The sequence below is a fragment of the Apolloniradiicaulis salifontis genome (assembly GCF_053756655.1).
In genome coordinates this window covers 1,722,496-1,745,793 of the sequence record NZ_CM132387.1, presented here as the reverse complement: position 1 = coordinate 1,745,793, position 23,298 = coordinate 1,722,496, and the positions used below count along the sequence as shown (strand labels likewise).

Genomic DNA, 23,298 nt, shown 5'->3' with positions numbered 1-23,298 from the left:
TTAGCGCCGTGATCCTGCGGGTTGTTCGCGGCGCTCCACCTCAACCTCGGGAAGGCGGCGGTTGAGATAGGTCTCCACCGAGACCTTCAGCGGCGCCAGATGGTTGCTGAACAGATGGCCGGCGCCCGGAATGATGTCGGTCTCGATGGTGATGCCCTTCTGGGTGCGCACCTTGCTCATGGCGCGCTGCATCTCGTCATGGGGCACGATGGCGTCGGCGTCGCCGTGGGCGATGAGCCCGGACGCCGGGCAGGGCGCCAGGAAGGTGAAATCGTACATGTTGGTGGGCGGCGCCACTGACACGAAGCCGGCGATCTCGGGACGGCGCATGAGCAGCTGCATGGCGATCCAGGCGCCGAAGCTGTGCCCTGCGACCCAGCAGAAGCTGGCGTTGGGGTTATGGGCCTGGGCCCAGTCCAGCACCGTGGCGGCGTCCGACAGCTCGCCTAAGCCTTGGTCATAGGCGCCCTGGCTGCGGCCCACGCCCCGGAAATTGAAGCGCAGCACGGAGAAATCGCGCTCCTTGTAGAGCTCGTAGAGCATCTGGGAGACCGGGGTCTCCATATGGCCGCCGCCCTTGGGATGGGCGTGAAGCACCAGCGCGACGGGCGCGCCGGGGGTCTTCGACGGGCTGTACTTGCCTTCAAGGCGGCCGGCGGGGCCGGGAATGATCACGTCAGGCATAAAGGGTCACACGGGGGTTCGAGGTTTGTCCGACTCCTGCACTGGGTCTTTGTCAAAAGGCCCCAGCGAGGCTAAAAAGAATTTTCTGGCCGAATTCTTGACCGGCGGGGTTGGAAATCTAAGTGCTGGTCTGCAACGCCGATCGCAAAAGCGAGTGGGCCTTCTAGCACAGGCCCGGCGCAAAGTGCGAGCGGTGGGATGCGGCGAGTGAACGGGGAGGGAGGATAGCCCGATGAAGCTGAGCACCAAAGGGCGCTATGCGGTGATGGCCATGGCCGATCTGGCCAGGGCTGGCCAGGGGCGGCCGGTCCCGCTGGGCGACATCGCCTCGCGCCAGGAAATCTCCCTGTCCTATCTTGAGCAGCTGTTTGCAAAGTTGCGCCGCGCCGGCATCGTGAAATCGGTGCGCGGACCCGGCGGCGGCTATCGCCTGGCGCGCAGCGCGGGCGAAACACGGGTGGCCGACATCATGCTGGCGGTGGAGGAACCCGTCGACGTGACGCGCTGCCAGCACAAGCCGGCCGGCTGCATGGAAGGCGGCGCGCGCTGCATCACCCACGATCTGTGGGACGAGCTGGGCCGCCATATTCACCTGTTTCTCAACGGCGTGACGCTGGAAGATGTGACCGAGCGCCGGGTGCTGGGCATGTCCACGCGCCGCCATGACGAGCAGCCGCAACAGATGGAGCAGGCCGCAGAGTGAGCGTCTACCTCGATCATAACGCCAGCGCGCCCCTTCGCGCCGAAGCGATCGAGGCCGTCGTCTCAGCGCTGCGTATGAGCGCCAACCCGTCCTCGGTGCACGGCGCCGGGCGGGCGGTGCGCGCTCTGGTGGAGCGGTCGAGAGCGACGATTGCGCGGTCAATCTGCGCGAGGGCTGAAGACCTGATCTTCACCTCCGGCGGCACTGAAGCAAGCAATCTGGCGATCCACGCGGCCAAGGCGCTGGGCGCCGGGCGCATCGTGATCAGCGCCGTCGAGCATGACGCCGTGCGAGCGGCCGCGAAGACCTCCGGCCTGCTGATGGAGATCTGGCCGGTCAGTTCGACCGGCCGGGCCGATCTTGACTGGCTGCGCGCTGATCTGGCGACCGCCCCCTGCAAGACGCTTTACGCCCTGATGGCGGCCAATAACGAGACCGGCGTGATCCAGCCCTTCGCCGAGGCCGGCGCCCTGATCGCCGAGGCCGGACATCTGTTCCACATCGACGCCGTGCAGATGACGGGCAAGGCGCCTTTTGATTTCGCCGGCTCGCTGGCGACGTTCGCGGCGCTGTCGTCGCACAAGGCCGGCGGTCCCCAAGGGGTCGGCGCGCTTGCTGTGGCGTGCGACGCGCAAGTGGGCGCGCTGATCACCGGCGGCGGCCAGGAAAAGGGGCGCCGCGGCGGCACTGAAAATGTCGCCGGGATTGCGGGCTTTGCGGCTGCGATTGATGCTGCGGCATCTGATCCAGGCGAAGCGGCGCGCATCGCAGCGATTCGCGACCACGCCGAAGCGATGATCACGGCGGCTGCGCCGGACGTGACGGTGTGGGGCGCAGGGGTGGACCGCCTGCCGGGCACGCTGTGCCTTTCGGCGCCGGGCTGGGGCAGTGAGATTCAGGTCATCGCCATGGACCTGGCCGGCTTTGCGGTGAGCGCAGGCTCGGCCTGCAGCTCGGGCAAGGTGAGAAAAAGCGCCGTGCTTGAAGCCATGGGCGCGCGCGCCGAAGACGCCGCCAGCGCGCTGCGCGTGAGCTTTGGCTGGACGAATACGAAGGACGAGGCCGAGGCGTTCGCGAACGCCTGGCTCAACGACTACGCCCGCGTGCGGCCGAGAGCCGCCGCGGTCAACGCATAAAGGAGCGGGCATGCCTGCCGTCAAGGAAACCATCGAAGACGTTCGTCAGCTCGAGGCCGACAAGTACAAGTACGGCTTTTCCACCGAGATCGAGCAGGAGTACGCGCCGAAGGGTCTCAACGAAGACACGGTCCGCTTCATCTCGGCGAAGAAGAACGAGCCCCAATGGCTGCTGGACTGGCGCCTGGAGGCTTTTGCGCGCTGGAAGACCATGGCCGAGCCCGACTGGGCCAAGGTCGGCTATCCGCCCATCGATTATCAGGACGCCATCTATTACGCCGCGCCCAAAGACGCCGCCAAATACAAGAGCCTGGACGAGGTGCCCCAAGAGCTTCTGGACACCTATAAAAAGCTCGGCATCCCCTTGAGGGAGGCCGAGGTCCTGCTGGGCGTTGAGGGCGCGGCTGAAACCGCCGCCGAGGCGCGCGACAAGCCGCGCATTGCGGTGGACGCGGTGTTCGACAGCGTTTCGGTGGCCACGACCTTCAAGGCGGAGCTGAAGAAGGCCGGCGTGATCTTCATGTCGATCAGCGAGGCGGTGCAGGAGCATCCCGAGCTGATCAAGAAATATCTGGGCAGCGTGGTCCCGCCGACGGACAATTTCTTCGCGACGCTCAACAGCGCGGTCTATTCCGACGGCAGCTTCGTCTACATCCCCAAGGGGGTGCGCTGCCCCATGGAGCTGAGCACCTATTTCCGCATGAACGCGGAGGGCACCGGGCAGTTTGAACGCACGCTGATCATCGCCGACGAGGGGGCGTACTGCTCGTATCTCGAAGGCTGCACCGCGCCCATGCGCGATGAAAACCAGCTTCACGCCGCTGTGGTGGAGCTGGTGGCGCTGGACGACGCCGAGATCAAGTACTCCACCGTGCAGAACTGGTGGCCCGGCGACGCGGACGGCAAGGGCGGGGTCTATAACTTCGTCACCAAGCGCGCCGATTGCCGCGGCAAGAACTCCAAGGTGAGCTGGACGCAAGTTGAGACCGGCTCGGCGATCACCTGGAAATATCCCAGCTGCATCCTGCGCGGGGACGGCTCCCAGGGCGCGTTCTACTCCATCGCGGTGACCAATGGACGCCAGCAGGCCGATACCGGCACCAAGATGATCCATCTGGGCAAGAACACGAAGTCCCGGATCATCGCCAAGGGCATCTCGGCGGGCAAATCCGACCAGACCTATCGCGGCCTCGTCTCCGTGCACAAGAACGCCACCGGATCGCGCAATTTCACCCAGTGCGACTCGCTTCTGATCGGCGATCAGTGCGGCGCCCACACCGTGCCCTATATCGAGGTGAAGACGCCCAAGGCGACGCTGGAGCACGAGGCGACCACGTCGAAACTCTCCGAAGAGCAGCTCTTCTACGCCCGCCAGCGCGGCCTCGACGAGGAAACCGCCGTGGCGCTCCTCGTGAACGGCTTCTGCCGCGACGTGCTCCAGGAACTGCCCATGGAGTTCGCCGTGGAGGCCCAGGCGCTCCTGAAGGTGAGCTTGGAAGGGAGCGTGGGCTGATGAGCCGCTACTGGTTCGCCCGCCGCCGCACCGATTCCGCAGGTCAGTCAGCCCTGATCGGCCAGTTCCGGCCTGTCACATGGGAGGGCTGGGCGTGCATCGCCGTGTTCGCCGGGCTTATGGTGCTGGGCGCGCTTTTGTGGGCCGAGACGGCGTCTCAGGGACTGGAGCGCGGCTGGCTGGGCTTCGCCTTCCCCACCATCATCGGAGCCGGGCTCCTGTTCGCCGCCGTGGGCGCGAAGGGCGATCCCGACCACACTGTGGGCGACTACAAGGCCGGCCGCGTGAAGACCAAAACGAATGGACGTGAAAATGCTTGAGATCAAAGACCTTTACGCCCGCGTCGACGCCGAAGACGGCGATGGCCGCGCGATTCTGAAAGGTGTGACGCTCTCGGCGCCCGCCGGCGAGGTTCACGCCATCATGGGCCCCAACGGGTCTGGCAAATCCACGCTCTCCTATGTGCTGTCCGGCCGCGACGGCTATGAAGTGACCGGCGGCTCCGCAACGCTGCACGGCGAGGATCTGTTCGCCATGGCGCCGGAAGAGCGCGCGGCCAAGGGCGTGTTTCTATCGTTCCAGTACCCGGTGGAGATTCCCGGCGTGCCGACGCTGACCTTCGTGAAGGAGGCGCTGAACGCCCAGCGGCGCGCGCGCGGCGAGGAGGAAATGAAGGCGCCGGAATTCCTGAAGCTGGCGCGCGAAAACGCCGCCAAGCTGAGCATTTCCAACGACATGCTGAAGCGCCCGGTGAATGTCGGATTTTCCGGCGGCGAGAAGAAGCGCATGGAGATCTTCCAGGCGCTGATGCTGCAGCCCAAGCTGCTGATCCTCGACGAGACCGATTCCGGGCTTGATATCGACGCGCTTAAAGTGGTGGCGGAGGGCGTGAACGCCCTGCGCAGCCCCGACCGCACCATGCTGGTGATCACCCACTATCAGCGCCTTTTGGATTACCTGAAGCCCGACGTGGTCCATGTGATCAGCGCGGGCCGCATCGCCGAGACCGGCGGGCCGGACTTGGCGCATCAGCTGGAAAAAGAGGGCTATGACAAATACGTGGAGGACGCCGCGTAATGACAGCCCCCATCAAGCTTTCCCAGTTCGAGACCGCGCTCGCTGAGGCTTTGCCGGCCGGAGATTTGCGCGACTCGCTTACCGGACGCGGCCTGCCGCACCGGCGGGTGGAGGAATGGAAATGGACCGACCTGCGGTCCGTTCTGGCCCGCTTCGACACCAGCCGCGTGGCGCTGGTGCTGGACGGCTCGCGCCAGCCTGATTTTGAAGCGAAAGCCAATTCGCCCCACATCATGGCGCAGCTGGCCGCCGAGCTGGGCGGTGCGCCGCAAGGCTTCACGCTGAGCGAGGCGGAGACCCTGCGCCTTGATTTCGCGGCCCAGGCCGGCGCGGCCCATCAGATCGTCCATGTGCGCGTGCCTGAAGGCGTCACTGCGACGCTGCAGGAGATCTACACCGCCAGCGAGGGCGCGTTCGCCAATATCGCCATCGCCATCACGGTGGAGGCGGGTGCGCGCCTGGATCGCATCATCGAGCAGGATCGCGCCCCCGGCGCGGTGCTGGTGGTCACGAGCGAGATTGATTTGGCCGCCGGCGCGCAGATGAACCAGACCACGCTGGCCTTCGGCGCCAGGCTGGCGCGCCTTGAAACCCATATCACCCATGCCGGTCAGGGCGCGAGGCTGCGCCTCGACGGCGCCTATGTGGTGGGCGAGGGCCTGCATCTGGATCAAACTTCGCTGGTGCGCCATTCAGGGCCCGGCGGCGAGACCGATGAATTATTCAAGGGCGCGGCGCGCTCTGGCAGAGGCGTCTTCCAGGGCAAGATTCATGTGGAGCAGGCGGCTCAGAAGACCGACGCCCAGATGCAGCATCGCGGCCTTCTGCTGGATGATCGCGGCGAGATCGACGCCAAGCCCGAGCTTGAAATCTACGCCGACGACGTGGTGTGCGCCCATGGCAACGCGCTGGGCGCGCTGGACGAGGACGCCTTGTTCTACATGCGCCAACGCGGGCTTCCGGAAACCGCGGCGCGCACGCTGCTGGTGGAAAGCTTCCTGGCAGAACCGCTGGAGCGCATCGCGGACGAAGCCCTGCGTGAGAATTTCATCGAGCGCTTGCGCGTTCGCCTGAAGGAGATCGCATGACCGCGCTCGCCAAAACCGCGCCCACCTTCGACGCGCACGCCCTGCGCGCCGAGTTTCCGATCCTGTCGCGTCAGGTGAACGGCAAGCCGCTCGTGTATCTCGACAACGCCGCGTCGGCCCAGAAGCCTGAAGCGGTGATCGAGGCGGTGGCCAATGTCTGGCGTCACTCCTACGCCAACGTTCATCGCGGACTGCATACGCTCGCCAATGAAGCCACCGAGGCGTTCGAGGCGACTCGCGGCAAGGTCGCCGATCTGATCAACGCCCAAGGCCGCGAGCGGATCGTCTTCACCAAGGGCGCCACCGAGGCGATCAATCTGATCGCCGACAGCTTCGGCGCGACGCTGGAAGCGGGCGATGAAGTCATCCTTTCCCAGATGGAGCACCACTCCAACATCGTGCCCTGGCATTTCCTGAGGGAGCGCAAAGGCGTGGTGGTCAAGTGGGTCCCCGTGGACGAGGACGGCGCACTGGACATGGACGCCTACAAGGCGCTGTTCACCGAGCGCACCAAGTTCGTCAGTCTGGTTCACATGTCCAACGTGCTGGGCACGGTGAACCCGGCGAAGGAACTTACCCGCATCGCCCACGATAACGGCGCCGCGATCCTGTTCGACGGGACTCAAGCCGCGGTTCACCTGGATGTGGACGTCGACGAGATCGGCTGTGATTTCTATGTCTTCACCGGCCACAAGCTCTATGGTCCGAACGGGGTGGGGGCGCTTTACGCGTCCGGGGACTGGCTGGAGCGTCTGCGCCCGTATCAGGGCGGCGGCGAGATGATCGCCGAAGTGAGCGAGGACGGCGTGGTCTACGCCGACGTGCCCCACAAGTTCGAGGCCGGCACCCCCGCCATCGCTGACGTGATCGGGCTGGGCGCCGCCATCGACTGGGTGACCGCGCTGGATCGCGCCGCCGTAATGGACCATGAGCGCGCGCTTCTGGATCGCGCTGAAGCCGGGCTGTCCCAGATTGAGGGCTTGCGCCTGTTTGGCCGGACGCAGGACAAGGGCGCCATCGCCAGCTTCGTGATAGACGGGGCGCATCCCCATGATCTTGCACAGCTCATGGACAAGTACGGCGTCGCCGTGCGCGCCGGGCACCATTGCGCCCATCCGCTGATGAAACGCTATGGCGTGCCGGGCACGGTGCGCGCCAGCTTCGCCGCCTACAACACCGAGGCCGAAGTGGACGCCATGATTGAGGCGTTGCACAAGGCCAAGGGCTTTCTCATCTAGAGGTCATGATGAGCCACGAAGATATGAAAACCGAACGCCGCGAACGTGACATGATCGACCTCTCCGCTGGAGCGGCCGAGCCCCGTGTCGAGGCGGTCGCTGCGCCTGCAGGCTCCCAGCCGGACCTGCCGGATGAAGAGATCGAGCGGATCACCCGCGACGTGATCGCCGCGCTGAAAAGCGTGCACGATCCCGAGATTCCGTCCGACATCTACGAGCTGGGCCTGATCTATCAGGTGGATCTGGAGGACGAGGGCGTGTTGAAGGTGGAGATGACGCTCACCGCGCCCGCGTGTCCGGTGGCCGGCGAAATGCCGGGCTGGGTGAAGGACGCCTGCGAGACGGTGGACGGCGTGGACCGCGCCGACGTTACGCTGACTTTCGATCCGCCCTGGACCCCTGAGCGGATGTCCGACGAGGCCAAGCTCACCTTGAACATGCTCTAAGGAGACCGCCATGCGCGAACGTCCCAAGGCCGTCACACTGTCCGACGCCGCCGCCGAGCGGGTGAAATCGCTCATGGCGAAAACCGACAAGGCGTTCCTGCGCGTCGGTGTGAAGAATGGCGGCTGCGCCGGCATGGAATACGTCATGGAATATGTCGCCGCTCCCGATCCGCTTGACGAGCGGGTGGAGGATCAGGGCGTCGAAATCGTTGTGGACTCCAAGTCCCTGCTGTTTCTCCTCGGGGCCCAGCTTGATTACGAAGTGACGCCGCTGCACGCCAAATTCGTGTTCAGAAACCCTAACGAGACCGATTCCTGTGGCTGCGGCGAGAGCGTGACACTGACTGCGGCGACGCTGGAGAGCTGATCGCCGCAGGTGCACGCCGCGCGAAATCGCCGGGCGGGCGGCGGGCTGACACCGGCCCTTGCCTTCGCAGCCGTGTGAGGCAGATTGGGTTGCAGTTTTGGGGACTGTGACCAGTGAAACTCTATTATTCGCCGACCTCGCCCTACGCCCGTAAATGCCGGGCGCTGATCATTGAAAAGAGTCTCGAGCGCAAGGTCGAGCTGGTCGAGTGCATGCCGCTGGACGACCCGGCCGAGCTGCTGGCGGCCAATCCGCTTGGCAAGGTGCCGGCGCTGGAGCGCGAGCGCGCCTCGACGCTGATCGATTCGCCGCTGATCTGCGATTACATCGACACGCTGAGCGAGGAAAACTGGATCCCGCGCAACGGCGAGAGTCGGATCCTGGTGCTGCGGCAGCAAGCGCTTGCCGACGGCCTGATCGACCTCACCATCGGCCGCCGGATTGAGCTGATGCGCGACGAGAGCCTGAAATGGGATTTCTGGGTCACGCGCTGGGAAGCCGGCATCAAGCGCACGCTGGATCAGCTGGAGGCTGACCGCACCCAGTTTGAGCGCTCGGTGGATATGGGCGCGCTCTCCGTTGCGGTGGCGCTGTGCTATCTGGATCTGCGCTATGGCGAGCTTGGCTGGCGGGAAACCTACCCGGAGCTTGACGCGTTCACCAGGCGCTGGAGCGAGCGCGAAAGCTTCAAGCTGACCGAACCACCGGCGGCCTGACATGGCGGTGAGCGGCGAGTTTCTCGACTTCGCCTGCGAGCTGTTCTCCGGTCTCGGGCCGGTCCGTTCACGCCGCATGTTCGGCGGCGCCGGGCTCTACGCCGGAGAGGTCATGTTCGCTCTGGTCGCCGACGAGGTCATCTATCTCAAGGGCGATGACGCGCTGGCCGCAGCGCTGGAGGCGCGGGGCTGCGAACCCTTCATGTTCACCCCCAAATCCGGCGAGCCTCAACCCATGCGCTATTGGCGCCTGCCTGAAGAGGCGCTCGACGACGAGGAGACGGCGCATCTTTGGGGCCGCCGGGCGCTGGACGTGGCGCTTGAGGCGAAGCGTGCCAGGGGCGGGGGCCATAAAGGCTAGGCGCAGCGAGCGACTCTACGCGCCATGAAGCGCGCCGCCGCCTGAAAAAAAACCTCCGCTGCGCGGCCAGAAAGGCGCGAAACGAAGGTTTTTCATAGGCTTTTGCCTGATCAGGCGGCTGCGACGCTCGCTCCGGCGGGGCTGGCCGCGTCGACGGTGATGCGGTTGCGGCCGGTCTGCTTGGATTTGTAGAGATTGGTGTCGCAACGCTCGATCAGACACTCCACCGATTCTGAGTTGCGGTACTGGGAGACGCCCAGCGAGACGGTGATGTTGCCCAGATCTTCATTGGTGGATTTGCGAAGCAGGCGCTTGCTTTCCACCGTGGTGCGGACCTTTTCGGCGATGACTCGCGCTTCCTCAATGGAGGTGTTCGGCAGAACAATGCCGAATTCCTCGCCGCCATAGCGCGCAACCACATGATAATCCTTGGAGAAGCGCGACAGGCAGGCCGCCACGAAGCGGATCACCTGGTCGCCGGTCTGGTGGCCCCACGTGTCGTTGAAGCGCTTGAAGTGGTCGATATCACAGAGGATGAGCGAGAAATCCTCGCCCTTCATGTCGGCGTCACGGCGGCCCTTGCGCATGCTTTCATCGAACCGCTTGCGGTTGGCGACGCCGGTGAGGGAGTCGGTCATCGCTTCTTCGCGGACCTTCTCCAGATTATTGCGAAGCTGATCAACCTCCTGGGAAGTCTCCTGCAGGCGACGCTCAAGCTCACGCGAGCGGCGCTGCATGCGGGCGGTGGCGGCCACCAGGCCTTCGACCATTCGCTTGACGCTAGCGGAGTCCGTGGCGCCGTCCAGCTGGCCCGACGCACCGGCGAGGGCTTCACCATAGGCGGCGGTGTCGCGTTCGGCTGCTTCGAGAGTTTTCACCACGGCGCCCAGCTCGCGGCTCATGGCGCCGCCGGCGTCCATGACGGCGTCCTGAATGCGGCGAAAGGTGAAGTGGCGGTCGTAGAGGTCGTCCAGCGCGTCCTGAGGGATGGGCCCGCCGCGATCGAACAGGACCTGCAAATCGCTGCAAAGTTCAGGCGTCGTGTCTGAAACAAAAGCGGTGAAGACCGCGTAATTCTGCGGGCTGGGCGCAAGGGCGTAGCGAGCGATGAGATCGAGCGCTTTTCGAGCCAGCTCGATGCCCTCTGCGGTTTGAAGTCGTCCGTTCACCTAAACCCCCGATACGCCATCGGCGCGATTCTGCGCCGCTCTGATGGGGTGGATCGTAGCGGGAATATTGGAAAGATCAGGTAAACGGGGCGATCCTAAAACGCCGGGCGAAGCAAAAAGTCGGGCACATGCTCGCCAAAACCGGGCACGCTGCGGTCTTCGCGTTCGGGGCGCGAGCGGCTGGGCCGGCGCGCGTGCACCTCGAAATCAGCCTCGGCGTCATCCTCGTCATCGCTCAATGCGGGCGCTTCCACGGGCGCTTTGACGCGCTCGTCCGTCCTGGTCTCGGCGCGCTCTTGCGGGCGATCATCGGATCTGCGGCGGCGTCCGCGGCGCGAGCCGGACCGGGATCTGGTCTCACGTCCGGCCGTCGCATCAGGCCCGGTGTCGGGCGTGTCATTCGCCTCTGCGGCGCGCTCCACCGCTTCGGGCGCGTCATCGTCTTGCGCAGGCGTTTTCGCCCGGGCGGGGGCCGGAGCTTTAGCGGGAGCCTCTGCCTCAGCCGGGGCCTCAGCCTTGACCGGCGCCGTGGCGACCGTATCGGGGGCGTTATCCACGTCGAGCAGGGCCGGTTCGGCGCCCAGAAGCTCAACCACCTTGGCCAGCGCCTTTTTATCTTCGGGCGTCACGATGGTGACCGCTTCGCCGCTCATGCCGGCGCGGCCGGTGCGGCCGATGCGGTGAACATAGTCGTCGGCGTTGCGCGGAATGTCGAAATTGAAGACGTGGCTCACCGCCGGAATGTCGAGGCCGCGAGCGGCCACGTCTGAGGCGACCAGAAGGCGCAGCTCGCCGGATTTGAACTCGGCCAGGGTGCGTGTGCGCGTGGACTGGTCCAGATCGCCATGGATCGGCGCGGCGGAAAAACCGTGGCGCTGCAGCGAACGGGCGACGGTGTCCACATCGCGCTTGCGGTTGCAGAAGATGATGCCGTTCTTCACGCCGTCGCGATTGATCGCCTTGCGCAGGGCGTCGCGCTTGGTCTTGGGCTGACCGTCGCGGGTGCGCACCATAAGCTGGGTGATGGTCTCGGCGGCCGAGGCCGGCCGCGAGACTTCAACGCGCTCGGGGTCCTTCAGGAAGGTGTCCACCAGGCGCTGGATCTCCTTGGGCATGGTGGCCGAGAAGAACAGGGTCTGGCGCCGCTCGGGCAGGCGTTTCAGGATCCGCTCGATATCGGGGATGAAGCCCATGTCCAGCATGCGGTCGGCTTCGTCGATCACCAGGATCTCGATGCCCATGAGCATCAGCCCGCCGCGCTCCATGAGATCGAGTAGCCGGCCCGGCGTGGCGATCAGGATATCCACGCCCTGGTCGATCTTGCGCTTTTGCGGCTCGAACGCGACGCCGCCGATCAGCAGCGCCATCGAGAGCTTGTGGTTCTTGGTGTAAGTCTTGACGTTTTCCGCCACCTGATCGGCCAGCTCGCGGGTCGGCGCCAGGATCAGCGAGCGCGGCATGCGCGCCCGGGCCCGGCCGCGCGACAGGCGCTCGATCATGGGAAGGGTGAAGCTGGCGGTCTTGCCGGTGCCGGTCTGGGCGATGCCCAGGACGTCGCGTCCGGTGAGCGCGACAGGGATGGCGCCGGCCTGGATGGGGGTCGGCGTTTCATAGCCGGCGTCGGCGATCGCCGCGAGCAGGTCTGGGCTCAGCCCAAGGTCTTTGAAAGTCATTCGCCTCACGTGGGTGAAAGCTTGATCGATCGGCGTCAGGGATCAGCGTCGAATCCGATGCGCCGTCGTGGCGCGTGCGTTCGAGGCGGAACATAAATAGCCCGGCCGCGCTGTCAACGCGACCGGGCGCTTAAAGGCTGACAATCAAGGCCGGTGTGGCCGTGAAGTCTCTAGTGACGATAGGCTTGGAGGCCTTCGCGGACCACTTCTGCATAACGATCACGCAGACGTGTCTGGCGGGTCTCCATGGACTGGACTTCACCTTCGATGATCACCGTGGTGGGCGCGCTCATCACCTCCAGAGGGTCTCCGTTCCAGATCACGACATCGCCCGCATAGCCCGGCGCCAGCGCCCCGTAGCGGTCCCCGACGCCGTAAATCTCGGCGGGCGTCAGGGTGATGGAACGAAACGCGTCGGCCCACTCGGCCCCGTGCGCCACCGCAATGCCGGCGTGTTGGGCCAGCAGGCGGGCGTTGAAGTAGAGGTCCGATCCGGCCGTGGAATAGGCGACCTGAACGCCGGCCCTGTGCAGGATCGACGCGCCTTCGGTGGTGGAGGCCAGACGATCGAAACTGTCCGGCAGGTTGCGCATGGGGTCATAAATCACCGGAATGCCGGCCTCGGCGAGTTCTTCGGCCACCAGATGGGCCTCCGCCGCGCCCGCGATGATGAGGCGGATCGCCGGATATTGCTCGGCGAAGGAGAGGGCGCGGCGAATATCGCTGGCCCGGTCCATCATCATGACAAGCGGGATTTCTCCGCGCACGGCGCTGACCATGGCCTGGGCGTCATAGCGGTCAATGGCGTCGCCTTCATGGTGGGCCATGAAGCGTCCGGGATAGAAGCGGGCGTCCTCGATGGCGGCGCGCAGGAAGGCCCAGGAGGCCGTGCGGGCGCCGCCGGCGGTCGCCGCGCCGGAGCTGGACAGATCCACCACCATGAAGCGGCGAGTGGCGAACAGGCTGTCGAACGCGCCGGTGCTGTTCGCAAGCGCCCCGCGTCCGGCGATGATCGCCGACCCGGTGGCGGGGTAGACCGCGAACCTTGTGATCCCTTCGGTGCGCGCCTCGTCGATATGGGTGCCGCTGGGATTGAAGCCGTCGGCCACATCCAGCGCCGCGGTGAAGCCGCTGTTATCGGCCGCATCGTCACGGGTGGATCCTTCGGCGCCCACTTCGATGAGCCCGAGCTCGGTCATCGGATGGAACAGGCCGGGCGTTACCCAGCCGCCCTGGGCGTCGATGACGGTGATCACGTCGGATTCCACCTCCACGGACGCGCGAACTGCGACGATGTCGCCGTCGCGGATCACGAGCGTCCCGTTCTCGATGACGCCCTGATCGGTGTTGGTGATGATGCGGGCATTGGTCACCACGAGGGTGTCCTGAGCCACAGCCGGCGCCGCAGCGGTCACCGCCATGGCGAGTGAAACAAGGAGCTTTTTCATATCAGTAGTCTCCTTCACCGGGCTGGCCCAGCATGAAGTCACGAATGGTGCGGCGTTCAGGATCATTGCGATCAAACATCAGCGCGCCGTCGATATAAACATTGTCGGCCAGGGCGTAGCTGGAGAAGGGATGGGCCGACCAGATCACCAGGTCGGCGCGCTTGCCGTCCTCGATGGAGCCGGTCTCCTCACCAATGCCCAGAGCTTCGGCCGGGCGAGAGGTGAACCATGCCACCGCATCGGCGTCTGAAATGTCGAGCCCCATGCGCCGGCCGTCCGAAAGCGCCTTGGCGACTTCCTGATTGAGCCTTTGGATGCCAAGATCGGAATCCGAGTGGATCATGGCGCAGGCGCCGCCGGCATGGGTGAGGGCGAGGTTTTCAGGGATGGAGTCATAGGCCTCCATCTTGAACCCGCCCCAGTCCGCCCAAACGGCCGCGCAAACGCCGTTTTCCGCCAGCAGGTCAGGGATCTTGTAGGCCTCCACCGCGTGGTGGAAAGTGGTGACCTCGTAGCCGAACTCTTCGGCCATATCCATGATCTGGACCATTTCATCGGCGCGGTAGCAGTGCATCTGCACCAGGATCTCGCCGTCCAGCACGCCCATCAGCGTGTCGAGTTCCAGATTGCGCGTCGGCGGGCTGACGTCCTCGCCGGCTTCGGCGTCCTCCCAGTACTGGTTCCAGCTGCGCCGATACTCCACCGCGCGCTGCCAGGCTTCGCGGTAGCCGGCCACATTGCCCATGCGCGAGCCGGGCGCCTGGCCGCGGCCGCCGTAAACTCGCTTGGGGTTTTCCCCGCAGGCCATTTTCAGGGTGTAGGGGGCGTCCGGAAACTTCATGCCCTGCACCGTGCGCGAAGGCACGTTGCGCAGCGTCACGCCGCGCCCGCCGAACAGGTTCGCAGACCCGGGCAGGATGTGCAGCGTGGTCACGCCGCCGGCCAGTGCGGTGTCGAATCCGGGATCATGGGGCCAGACGCCGTGCTCGGCCCAGACCTCGGCGGTCACCGGGCCCGTCACTTCGTTGCCGTCATTGTGGGCGTTGACGCTGGGCGAAGGGTAGACGCCCAGGTGTGAGTGGATGTCGATGACGCCCGGCGTGACGTAGCGTCCTTCGGCGTTCACGACTGTGGCGCCTTCGGGCGCGTCGAGGCCCTGGCCGATCCCGGCGATGCGCCTGTCGCGCAAAAGGATATCAGTGTTCTCCATCTCGCCGCCCACGCCGTCGAACACGGTGGCGCCGCGGATCAGCGTCACGCCGCTTTCGAACGGCTCGTAGGTGGACGGGAACGGATTGGCGTCATAGCGGATAATTTCGACATCGCCCGAGGCGGTGGTTTGGCCGCCGCCGTCCGCGTCGCCGCCAACTTCTGAACCACTGTCCGCGCAACCGGCCAGCGCCAGTGCGGACAACACCGCAAGCGAGGCCGAAAGCCCCTTTAAGTCTCTAAACAAGTGTCTCTCCCCGGATATCTTGCACGCCAATGATGCGGCGCGCCCCGACATGACCGCAAGGGTGGCGAAATTTGTCCGGGAAGGGAAGGGGGTGGAGGGTTACAGGTCCACCTCGCCCACAAACGGCGCATGTTCCTGAATATACTGGAAGCGCAATTCGGGCTTCCGGCCCATCAGGGTCTCCACCAGTTGGTCGGAGACGGCGCGCAATTCGTCAGTGACGGTGACGCGGGCCAGCGATCGGGTCGCCTTGTTCATGGTGGTGGATTTGAGCTGCGGCGGGGTCATTTCCCCCAGGCCCTTGAAGCGGCCCACCTCAACCTTGCCCCTCTTGAACTCGGTGTCGATCAGCCGGTCCTTCTCCTCGTCGGTGTCGGCGTAGAGCGTCTTGCCGCCCTGGGTCAGCCGGTAGAGCGGAGGCTGCGCCATGAAGAGCCGCCCGGCCTCGATGAGGCCGGGCAGAAAGCGGTAGAAGAAGGTCGCCAGCAGTGCAGCGATATGGGCGCCGTCCACGTCGGCGTCGCACATGATGATGACGCGCTCATAGCGCAGATCATCGATGTGGAAGCGCTTGCCCGGCTGGACGCCCAGGGCCAGCAACAGATCCCCGATTTCCTGATTGGCGGCGATCTTGTCAGGCGTCGCCGAGGCAACGTTCAGGATCTTGCCGCGCAGGGGCAGGATGGCTTGCGTCTTGCGGTCGCGCGCCTGCTTGGCCGATCCGCCGGCGGAATCGCCCTCCACCAGGAAAATTTCGGTGCCGTCGGCGTTATTCTGCGAGCAATCGGCGAGCTTGCCGGGCAGGCGCAGGCGGCGGGTGGCGCTCTGGCGCTTGACCTCCTTTTCGCGCTTGCGCTTGAGCCGATCCTCGGCTCGCTCGATGGACCATTCCACCAGACGCAGCGCGTCCTTCGGGCGGCCGCCGAGCCAGTGATCGAACTGGTCGCGTATGGCCTGCTCCACAAGGCGCTGGGCCTCGTTGGTGGAAAGCCGGTCCTTGGTCTGCCCCTGAAACTCGGGGTCCTTGAGGAAGATCGAGAGCAGGGCGCCGGCCCCGCCCATGACGTCGTCGGCGGTGATCTGATTGGCCTTCTTCAGCCCGATCAGCTCGCCATGGGCGCGCAGGGCCTTGGACAACGCCGCGCGGAAGCCCTGCTCATGGGCGCCGCCCATGGGGGTCGGTACGGTGTTGCAGAAGCTCTGGCAGAAACCGTCATGCTCGCCGAACCCGTTGTCGGAGAAGGCCACGGCCCACTCCACCGCGCCCATGCGCCCGTCGCGCTCCACCCGGCCGGAAAACGCGTCGGTCACAAGCTGGGCGTTCCCCTGCATCTCCGCCAGCCGGTCGGCCAGGCCGCCGGGGAAGGAGAGCACGGTCTCGTGCGGAATATCGGTGCCTTCCACCAGGTGGGGCGCGCACTTCCAGCGGATTTCCACGCCGCGGCGCAGGAAGGCCTTGGCGCGCGCCATGGCGAACAGGCGCGCCGCCTTGATCATGCGGCCGCCGAAGATCTCGTGGTCGGGCTTGAAGCGCACCAGAGTGCCACGGCGATTATTCACCGTGCCCATATTCGCGATCGGGCCTAGCGGCAGGCCGCGGGCATAGACCTGGCGCCACAGCGTGCGGTCGCGGGCGACCTCCACCATCATCTCCTCGGACAGGGCGTTGACCACCGAGATGCCGACGCCATGAAGGCCCCCGGCGGTCTGATACGCCTTGTCGGAGAACTTGCCGCCGGAGTGCAGCGTCGTCATGACGACTTCCAGCGCCGACTTGTCGGGAAATTTCGGGTGCGGATCCACCGGGATGCCCCGGCCATTATCGGTGACGGTCACGAAGCCCTCGTCATCAAGGCTCACCTCGATGCGATCGGCGTGGCCGGCCACCGCCTCGTCCATGGAATTGTCCAGGACTTCGGCGAACAGATGGTGCAGGGCGCGCTCGTCGGTGCCGCCGATATACATGCCCGGCCGTTTGCGCACGGGCTCCAGGCCTTCGAGCACCTCAATCGAGGATGCGTCATAGCCGGCCCCCTGGGCCCCGCCAGGCGCGGCGGCCGCGGCGGCGGGTTTCGGCGCAGGCCGCGCAGCGGGCGCCGCCTTAGCAGCTGGCTTGGGCGCAGGTTCGGCGGCGCCGGGCCGCGTTTCACTCTCCGCCTTGTCACGGTCTTTGTTCTCGCTCGCGCTCGCCGGCGCATCGGGCGCAGGCGTGGCGGGCGCAGCCGGCTTCTGCGGCTTCGGCGAGGAAGAAGCGGAAAACAGATCGTCTTGCGAATCGTGAGCCATAACGAGGATCACAGTGCACGCGCGCGATGCGTTCAGGGAAGGGCGCGCCTCAGCGCAGGCCCGGCTTATCTACAGAAACGGGATCCAGTTGCGGTTCAGCCGGCGCTGACAGCCATTGATCTGGGCGTCATAGCGCCGGGCGTCGGTCTCAACCTCGCGCGCTGCGCGGATCAGCCAGGACTTGCCGCTATAGGTTCCGCGAGAGAACCCGCCATGACCTTCGTGGTAGGCCAGGTAGAGGTTATAGGGATCGTTCGGCGATATTCCGGCGAGCCGGCCGCTCTGGTGGGTATACCAGCCGATGAAATCCACAGCGTCGCCGAAATCATCCCGGTCGGCGCCGCGACGTCCGGTATCGTCGCGATACCAGTCCCATGTGGTGTCCAGGGCCTGCGCATAGCCGTAGGCCGAGGACGGGCGGGTCCACGGGACCACGCCCAGAAGCCGCTGGCGCGCGGGCCGGGCGTTGTGGCGAAAACTGGATTCACGCCTGAGGATCGCCAGTTGAACGCCGGGCGAAACGCCGTACCGGCTCTCGGTCCGGCGAAGATCGCGCCACCAGGCGCGATTATCTTCCAGGATGAGGCAAGCGTCATAAACCTGATCGGGCGGCCGGGTCGCACACCCGGTCGCCACAAGGGCCGCGCCCAACGCATACAGGATAAACCGGGTCCGCATGCGGGTTAGAATGGTGCGACCTGGTTAAGCGCTGGTGAATTTACGCCCTCGCTCGCCTTTCAGGGGAAGGCGGCGTCGCCGGCCCGTGGGCCGCGCCACGCCCCCGACAAAATGGGCCCGGAAATTCGGAGCCGGAGAGTGGGGCCGGTGCATCTGCGCACGCACCGGCCCCGGTCTCCACCGTCGATTGGGGTCAGGACAGAGAAGACGATGCAACCCTAGCCAGAGACCCTTACGCGTGCAAGGTCTATAGTCTAGAAGGTGAGTCGGATCACGAGGCGCGCCACATGGCGCACGAAATCGTCGCGGAGATCTGCGTCATAGGCGAAGCTGAACGTGGAGTAGTTCGACCCGGCGCTCAGCCCGAAGCCCAAAAGCACGCCCGATCCCGACAGGCTCGAGGAGCGCAGGGTGAAGGGTGATCCGGTTTCGCCGAACTGAGCCGTGGTTTCGCCTTCATCACTGAGGAAGTCGCCGCGATACCCGACATTGACTGAAGGCGCCCACCAGGAGAGGTCTCCGCCAAAGCGGCGCGACACGGTGAGCGTCGCGGCGCCCAGAAGCGCTGCGCTCTCACGATCGTCCACGATCAGCGCCAGCGGGTCGTTACTCGGATCGCTCACCGTCTCTGTGTAGCCGCTCTCGAACAGGGAGAGATAGGTCAGGCTTGTCTCGGGCCGCACGATCCAACGGTTGAAGGTGAAATCACGTCCCGCCTTGGCGCTGGCCGAAATATGCCAGCCGCTCCACTCGGCGGTGTTGGTGGAGGCGAACTCACCGACCAGGATGTTGCGCTCGCTCTCGAAAAAATCGTAGCCCAGCGCCACGGCGCCGGACACGTCCACGCCGCCCAGATCAAGGCCGGCATAGGTTCCGATCTGACCGGTCAGGGCGACCATGGGCTCGTCGAACCCGTCGATCTCCTCCACTTCGCTGGCCGAGCCCAGAACGTTGAAGCCCACCGCATAGAACGGGCCCATCGGCCGGTCCAGGCCGACAGCGATGCCCACGCCCTGGCCGCGATAGCCCGGGCCGAACGCATTGGCGGACCTGTCCGCGTAATAGCCGAATTCCTGAGCCCACACGCCCGCGAGATCATCCGGAGCAAGGCGGGCGTTGGCCAGGCGCACCGAAAGCGCGCCGGCGGCGGCGTCATTGGACGCAAGCGCGAATTGAATGGCGCTGGAGGCGTATTCGGGAAGCAGCTGGTTATAAGCGCTGAAGAAGTCCTGCTGCGTGCGCACGCCGGCGAAGGCCGCGCCCAGCGCTTCGACAGATTCAAAGGCCGCCAAAGCCTCGTCGTATGCGGCGGCGCGCGACTCGTCGAGACCGACTTCTGCGGCTGTTTTGCGACGCAGGGTCAGGACCAGGCTGTTGGGATCTGCCGCATCGCGTGCGAGCGTCGCGTCGTAGAGGAAGGGCGACTCGGTGGTGTCGAGAATGGCTTCGTCAGCGATATCAAGATCGCCCGCGGTGAGGATCGCGATCTGCGCGCTCTCGCCGACAAGATTGGCCAGCGACACCGAAAGGTCCGCGCCGCTCGTGAAGCGGACAGCGCCGGAGGCGTTGAGGAACGCCGCAGCGCGCGCGGTGGTGTCCACCTGCAGTTCCAGCACACCGCCATCGCCGAAATTGGCCTCGGTAAGATTGAGCGCGTCAGAACCGGTGAGGACCAGCGTGCCGTTAGAGACGTCGACCACCAGGTCGCCGCCGGAATCCGAGATGGAGCCGCTGAGCGAACCGCCGTTGATGACCAGCCGGTCCGCGCCCTCGCCGAAGCGCACGTCGCCGGTCATCGTTCCGCCGTTAAGCTCGAGTGTGTCGGCGCCCGAGCCGAACAGCACGTCGCCACGAATCGAGACTTCGCGCACCGGCTCGCCGTCTTCGTCGAGCTCCTGGTTCTGAACCACGCGAAGTCCGCCGTCATGATTGCGCGCATCAATGGCGATAAGCTCGATGGGCGCTGAACCGTCAGCCCATTCGTCGACCAGATTCTGGGTGATCGCCGAGATGACCGAGTTGTTCTCGATGGTTTCAACGGCGTTGCTGTCGACCTTTATGGCCGTGGCGCTTTGGCCGCCGCCCACCACCCGGGCGATGATCGTCCCTTCGGTGTTCAGGATGCGTCTGATCTGCGAGCCGGAGTCGAGCACCAGACCGAAGGCCTGACCGGTTCCGTAATCCGCCTCGTTCCCAGGCGTGCCGGGGTTGTCGACCGCGCCGAACCCGTCATCTTCGAAACCCAGAACACCGCTCGCCGTGATATTCCCGGTATTGACGACTTCAATCTCTTCGCCCGGGGCCGCGGTGACGCCCTGTCCGAAGCGAAGCGCGGTGGCGGCGCCGTCATAAGCGATGGCGGCGATGCTTCCCGAGTTCAAGACGCCGCCAGCCTCCAGGATGACCGTGCGCAGCAGGCCCTGGCTGTCAAAGCCGCCGATCAGGAACGCCGTGTTGTCCCGGCCATCGTAAATGCCGGACGAGGTGATCGATCCCTCGTTGACCACCGAGTAGCCCAGCCGGTCTGGATCGGTGTCGTCGTCGGTGCGGTCCTCGTTAAAATCGTCCGGCAGTTCGACTTCGCCAAGGTTTATTGTCTGGCCGCCCGACCCGATGACCACGGCCGGAGCGCCGGAGGACGTCTGATTGATGGCGCCTCGTCCCGACACGAAGACGCCGTCGCGCACGCTGCCGCCGATGACGACGGCGGAGCCGGCGTCAATATCGTCGTCGCCCGAGTCCAGCAGCCTGAACAGCTCTTCGGACACACGCTGGGGAATGCGATAGCCGTTGACGCTGATCGCGCCGGTCAGACGCAGTCCGCCGCCGATATCGCCGTTCAGGACAGCGCCCTGGCCGCCGGGCGCAGTGGCCGTAATCGCGCTGATCTGCACGTCACCACCAATGTCGGCCTCGACCGAAATGCCAGTGGAGCGTTCGCCGCGGATAGAGACGACGCCGTCATTGATCAGGTCGCCGGACAGGCCGGTGACGACCCGAATTCCGTAGCTGTCCTGCCCGGCCACGTCGATTCGGCCCGAAGCCGAATTGGTGACATTGCCGGTGACCGGCCCCTGACCTGCGACAGGCGCAAAATTCCCGTCCACTTCGCCGATCAGCAGGCCGGTCTTGTTGCGATCAGTTGCAAACGGACCGTCGGCTTCGCCGTCAGGATCATCCTCCTGCCCGTCGCCGTCATAGTCGTCGATATTGTCGGTCCCGCTGTCGGTCGCGATATAGCTGTCCTGCAGCGCGATCCGCCCGTTATTGGTGAATTCGCCAGTGACGCCTGAATTCATTTGCACGCCGACCGCGCCGTTGAGATCGGTGTCGTCGCCGTTGGCGTCGGTGTCGGTGATCTCCACCTGAGCGCCGCTGACGATTTCAAGGCTGTTGTTGGAGTTGATCAGCACGGCGGGCCCGGTCTGTCCGCCCGCGCCGTCCAGGATCACGCGGCCGCTTGCGCCGATGACGATGTCGCCGGGCGCGCCGCCGTTCGTGGTGGCGGTGTCCACCGGAGCGTTCACCTCCTCGTTGATTTCCGTCGCAGTCTGCGCCCAGCTCTGGGACGTGGCGAGGGCGGCGATCGAGGCGGCTGCGAGAAGGCTGCGGCGCATGGACGTGTCTCCGGTTCGGCGCGGTTCGGCCGTTAGTTGATCGGACCTTAAGCGTCGGGTCAAAACTTCTAGACCAAGGTTTCGCGCGCGTCGATATGCGCGCAGGCTTTGGGAGCAGCGTTTTTAGGCCGCGGCGGACATGAAACGGCCGGCCCGGGACGTCCCGGACCGGCCGCTCTGTCGGCACGTTTTTAAGGCTAGACCTTGTAGTACAGCTCGAACTCGACCGGATGGGGGTGATGTTCGATACGGGTCACTTCTTCCATCTTCAAGTCGATATAGGCGTCGATCTGATCGTCATCCATGACGCCGCCCTTTTTCAGGAAGTCGCGGTCGGCGTCCAGTGATTCCATGGCCTCGCGCAGGCTGCGGCAGACCGTGGGGATGTCTTTGAGCTCTTCGGCCGGCAGGTCGTAGAGGTCCTTGTCCATTGCGTCGCCGGGATGGATCTGGTTCTCGATGCCGTCCAGGCCCGCCATGAGCAGGGCCGTGAAGGTCAGATAGGGATTGCCGGCGGCATCCGGGAAGCGGGTCTCCAGCCGCTTGGCCTTGGGCGAGGAGACATGCGGGATGCGGATCGAGGCCGAGCGGTTGCGCGCCGAGTAGGCGAGCAGGACCGGCGCTTCGAAACCCGGCACCAGACGCTTGTAGGAGTTGGTGGACGCGTTGGCGAAAGCGTTGATGGCCCGGGCGTGCTTGATGATGCCGCCGATATAGTAAAGGCAGGTCTCCGACAGGTCGGCGTACTTGTCACCGGCGAACAGAGGCTGGCCGTCTTTCCAGATCGACTGGTGCACGTGCATGCCTGAACCGTTGTCGGCGTAGACAGGCTTGGGCATGAAGGTGGCGGTCTTGCCGTAGGCGTGCGCCACGTTGTGCACGATATACTTATAGAGCTGCATGTTGTCCGCCATCTTCAAAAGCGTGGAGAACTTCATGCCGAGTTCGTGCTGGGACGGCGCCACCTCGTGGTGGTGCTTTTCAGGCTCAAGGCCCAGCTCGGCCATGACCGAGATCATTTCCGAGCGCATGTCCTGGCCGGAATCGATCGGGTTGACCGGGAAATAGCCGCCCTTGGGCCCCGGCCGGTGGCCCATATTGCCGCCTTCGATCTTCTTGCCCGAATTATAGGGGCCTTCTTCGGAATCCAGCGCGTAGAAAGTTTCGTTCTGCGACGTGGACCAGCGCACATCGTCGAAGACGAAGAATTCCGCTTCGGGGCCGAAGAACGCCGTGTCCCCGATGCCGGAGGCCGCGAGATACTTTTCGGCCTTTTTGGCGGTGGTTCGCGGATCGCGGTTATACGGCTGCATGGTGGCCGGCTCGAGGACGTCGCAGATGATCGACAGCGTGGTCTGCTGGTAGAAAGGATCGATCAGCGCCGTGTCCGGGTCGGGCATGAGCACCATGTCGGACTCATTGATCGCCTTCCAGCCATTGATCGACGAGCCGTCGAACATGGTGCCGTTCTCGAACAAATCATCATCCACCATGGAGGGGTGGAAGGTGACGTGCTGCAACTTGCCGCGCGGATCGGTGAAGCGCAGGTCGACGAACTCGATGTCCTCGTCCTGGATCTGTTTCAGAATTTTCTGCGACATGGGTAACCTCTTTGAGGGTCTTGAAAGGAAAGGGAGCGGAA

20 protein-coding genes are annotated in these 23,298 nt (G+C 65.0%); 11 read left to right on the top strand and 9 right to left on the bottom strand.

Annotated elements, in window-relative coordinates:
- Complete coding sequence (locus ACWCOP_RS08460) at positions 1-684, bottom strand: alpha/beta hydrolase (RefSeq protein ID WP_478247849.1); 684 nt, start codon at positions 682-684, stop codon at positions 1-3.
- Between the two features lie 232 nt (positions 685-916).
- On the opposite strand from ACWCOP_RS08460, the gene ACWCOP_RS08455 reads away from it, so the two are divergent.
- The 11 genes from ACWCOP_RS08455 to ACWCOP_RS08405 all read left to right on the top strand — a co-directional run bounded on the left by ACWCOP_RS08455 (position 917) and on the right by ACWCOP_RS08405 (position 9,329).
- On the top strand, positions 917-1,387 hold the full coding sequence (locus tag ACWCOP_RS08455; RefSeq protein WP_478247848.1) for an Rrf2 family transcriptional regulator: 471 nt from the start codon (positions 917-919) through the stop codon (positions 1,385-1,387).
- Positions 1,384-2,523: a cysteine desulfurase family protein gene (locus tag ACWCOP_RS08450; protein ID WP_478247847.1), complete on the top strand. Its 1,140-nt coding sequence runs from the start codon at positions 1,384-1,386 to the stop codon at positions 2,521-2,523. The genes ACWCOP_RS08455 and ACWCOP_RS08450 overlap by 4 nt, the downstream gene beginning before the upstream one ends.
- 10 nt (positions 2,524-2,533) lie before the next feature.
- Entirely contained in the window at positions 2,534-4,036 is a 1,503-nt protein-coding gene (sufB, locus tag ACWCOP_RS08445) for a Fe-S cluster assembly protein SufB (protein ID WP_478247846.1), read from the top strand.
- Positions 4,036-4,356, top strand: a complete 321-nt coding sequence (locus ACWCOP_RS08440) for a hypothetical protein (protein WP_478247845.1) — start codon at positions 4,036-4,038, stop codon at positions 4,354-4,356. Before sufB ends, ACWCOP_RS08440 begins: the two co-directional genes overlap by 1 nt.
- Positions 4,349-5,113 carry a Fe-S cluster assembly ATPase SufC gene (gene sufC / locus ACWCOP_RS08435; RefSeq protein WP_478247844.1) on the top strand — a complete coding sequence of 255 codons (765 nt, stop codon included), beginning with the start codon at positions 4,349-4,351 and terminating at the stop codon, positions 5,111-5,113. The genes ACWCOP_RS08440 and sufC overlap by 8 nt, the downstream gene beginning before the upstream one ends.
- Positions 5,113-6,201 (top strand): Fe-S cluster assembly protein SufD, encoded by a 1,089-nt coding sequence (gene sufD / locus ACWCOP_RS08430; RefSeq protein WP_478247843.1) that lies wholly within the window; start codon positions 5,113-5,115, stop codon positions 6,199-6,201. Before sufC ends, sufD begins: the two co-directional genes overlap by 1 nt.
- Positions 6,198-7,439 carry a cysteine desulfurase gene (locus tag ACWCOP_RS08425; RefSeq protein WP_478247842.1) on the top strand — a complete coding sequence of 414 codons (1,242 nt, stop codon included), beginning with the start codon at positions 6,198-6,200 and terminating at the stop codon, positions 7,437-7,439. The genes sufD and ACWCOP_RS08425 overlap by 4 nt, the downstream gene beginning before the upstream one ends.
- 23 nt (positions 7,440-7,462) lie before the next feature.
- Positions 7,463-7,885 (top strand): SUF system Fe-S cluster assembly protein, encoded by a 423-nt coding sequence (locus tag ACWCOP_RS08420; RefSeq protein ID WP_478247841.1) that lies wholly within the window; start codon positions 7,463-7,465, stop codon positions 7,883-7,885.
- A gap of 10 nt (positions 7,886-7,895) precedes the next feature.
- Complete coding sequence (locus ACWCOP_RS08415) at positions 7,896-8,252, top strand: HesB/IscA family protein (RefSeq protein WP_478247840.1); 357 nt, start codon at positions 7,896-7,898, stop codon at positions 8,250-8,252.
- Between the two features lie 113 nt (positions 8,253-8,365).
- Positions 8,366-8,968, top strand: a complete 603-nt coding sequence (locus ACWCOP_RS08410; protein WP_478247839.1) for a glutathione S-transferase N-terminal domain-containing protein — start codon at positions 8,366-8,368, stop codon at positions 8,966-8,968.
- 1 nt (position 8,969) lies between these two features.
- Complete coding sequence (locus ACWCOP_RS08405) at positions 8,970-9,329, top strand: TfoX/Sxy family protein (protein WP_478247838.1); 360 nt, start codon at positions 8,970-8,972, stop codon at positions 9,327-9,329.
- Positions 9,330-9,439: 110 nt separating this feature from the next.
- Here ACWCOP_RS08405 and ACWCOP_RS08400 read toward each other — a convergent pair whose 3' ends face one another.
- The 8 genes from ACWCOP_RS08400 to glnA form a co-directional block, all read right to left on the bottom strand.
- Positions 9,440-10,498, bottom strand: a complete 1,059-nt coding sequence (locus ACWCOP_RS08400; protein WP_478247837.1) for a GGDEF domain-containing protein — start codon at positions 10,496-10,498, stop codon at positions 9,440-9,442.
- Between the two features lie 95 nt (positions 10,499-10,593).
- A complete protein-coding gene (locus ACWCOP_RS08395) occupies positions 10,594-12,171 on the bottom strand; it encodes a DEAD/DEAH box helicase (RefSeq protein WP_478247836.1) in 1,578 nt (525 codons plus the stop codon).
- A 170-nt stretch (positions 12,172-12,341) separates the two neighbouring features.
- A complete protein-coding gene (locus tag ACWCOP_RS08390) occupies positions 12,342-13,619 on the bottom strand; it encodes an amidohydrolase family protein (RefSeq protein ID WP_478247835.1) in 1,278 nt (425 codons plus the stop codon).
- 1 nt (position 13,620) lies between these two features.
- Positions 13,621-15,075: an amidohydrolase gene (locus ACWCOP_RS08385; protein ID WP_478247834.1), complete on the bottom strand. Its 1,455-nt coding sequence runs from the start codon at positions 15,073-15,075 to the stop codon at positions 13,621-13,623.
- Between the two features lie 99 nt (positions 15,076-15,174).
- Positions 15,175-17,361, bottom strand: coding sequence for a DNA topoisomerase IV subunit B (gene parE / locus ACWCOP_RS08380; RefSeq protein ID WP_478247833.1), 2,187 nt, complete (start codon positions 17,359-17,361; stop codon positions 15,175-15,177).
- A gap of 69 nt (positions 17,362-17,430) precedes the next feature.
- The gene (locus ACWCOP_RS08375) at positions 17,431-17,997 is read right to left on the bottom strand and encodes a transglycosylase SLT domain-containing protein (protein WP_478247832.1); all 567 of its coding nucleotides are present in this window, start codon (positions 17,995-17,997) and stop codon (positions 17,431-17,433) included.
- Positions 17,998-18,293: 296 nt separating this feature from the next.
- On the bottom strand, positions 18,294-21,656 hold the full coding sequence (locus ACWCOP_RS08370; RefSeq protein ID WP_478247831.1) for an autotransporter outer membrane beta-barrel domain-containing protein: 3,363 nt from the start codon (positions 21,654-21,656) through the stop codon (positions 18,294-18,296).
- Between the two features lie 197 nt (positions 21,657-21,853).
- A complete protein-coding gene (glnA, locus tag ACWCOP_RS08365) occupies positions 21,854-23,257 on the bottom strand; it encodes a type I glutamate--ammonia ligase (protein WP_478247830.1) in 1,404 nt (467 codons plus the stop codon).
- Positions 23,258-23,298 lie beyond the last annotated feature (41 nt).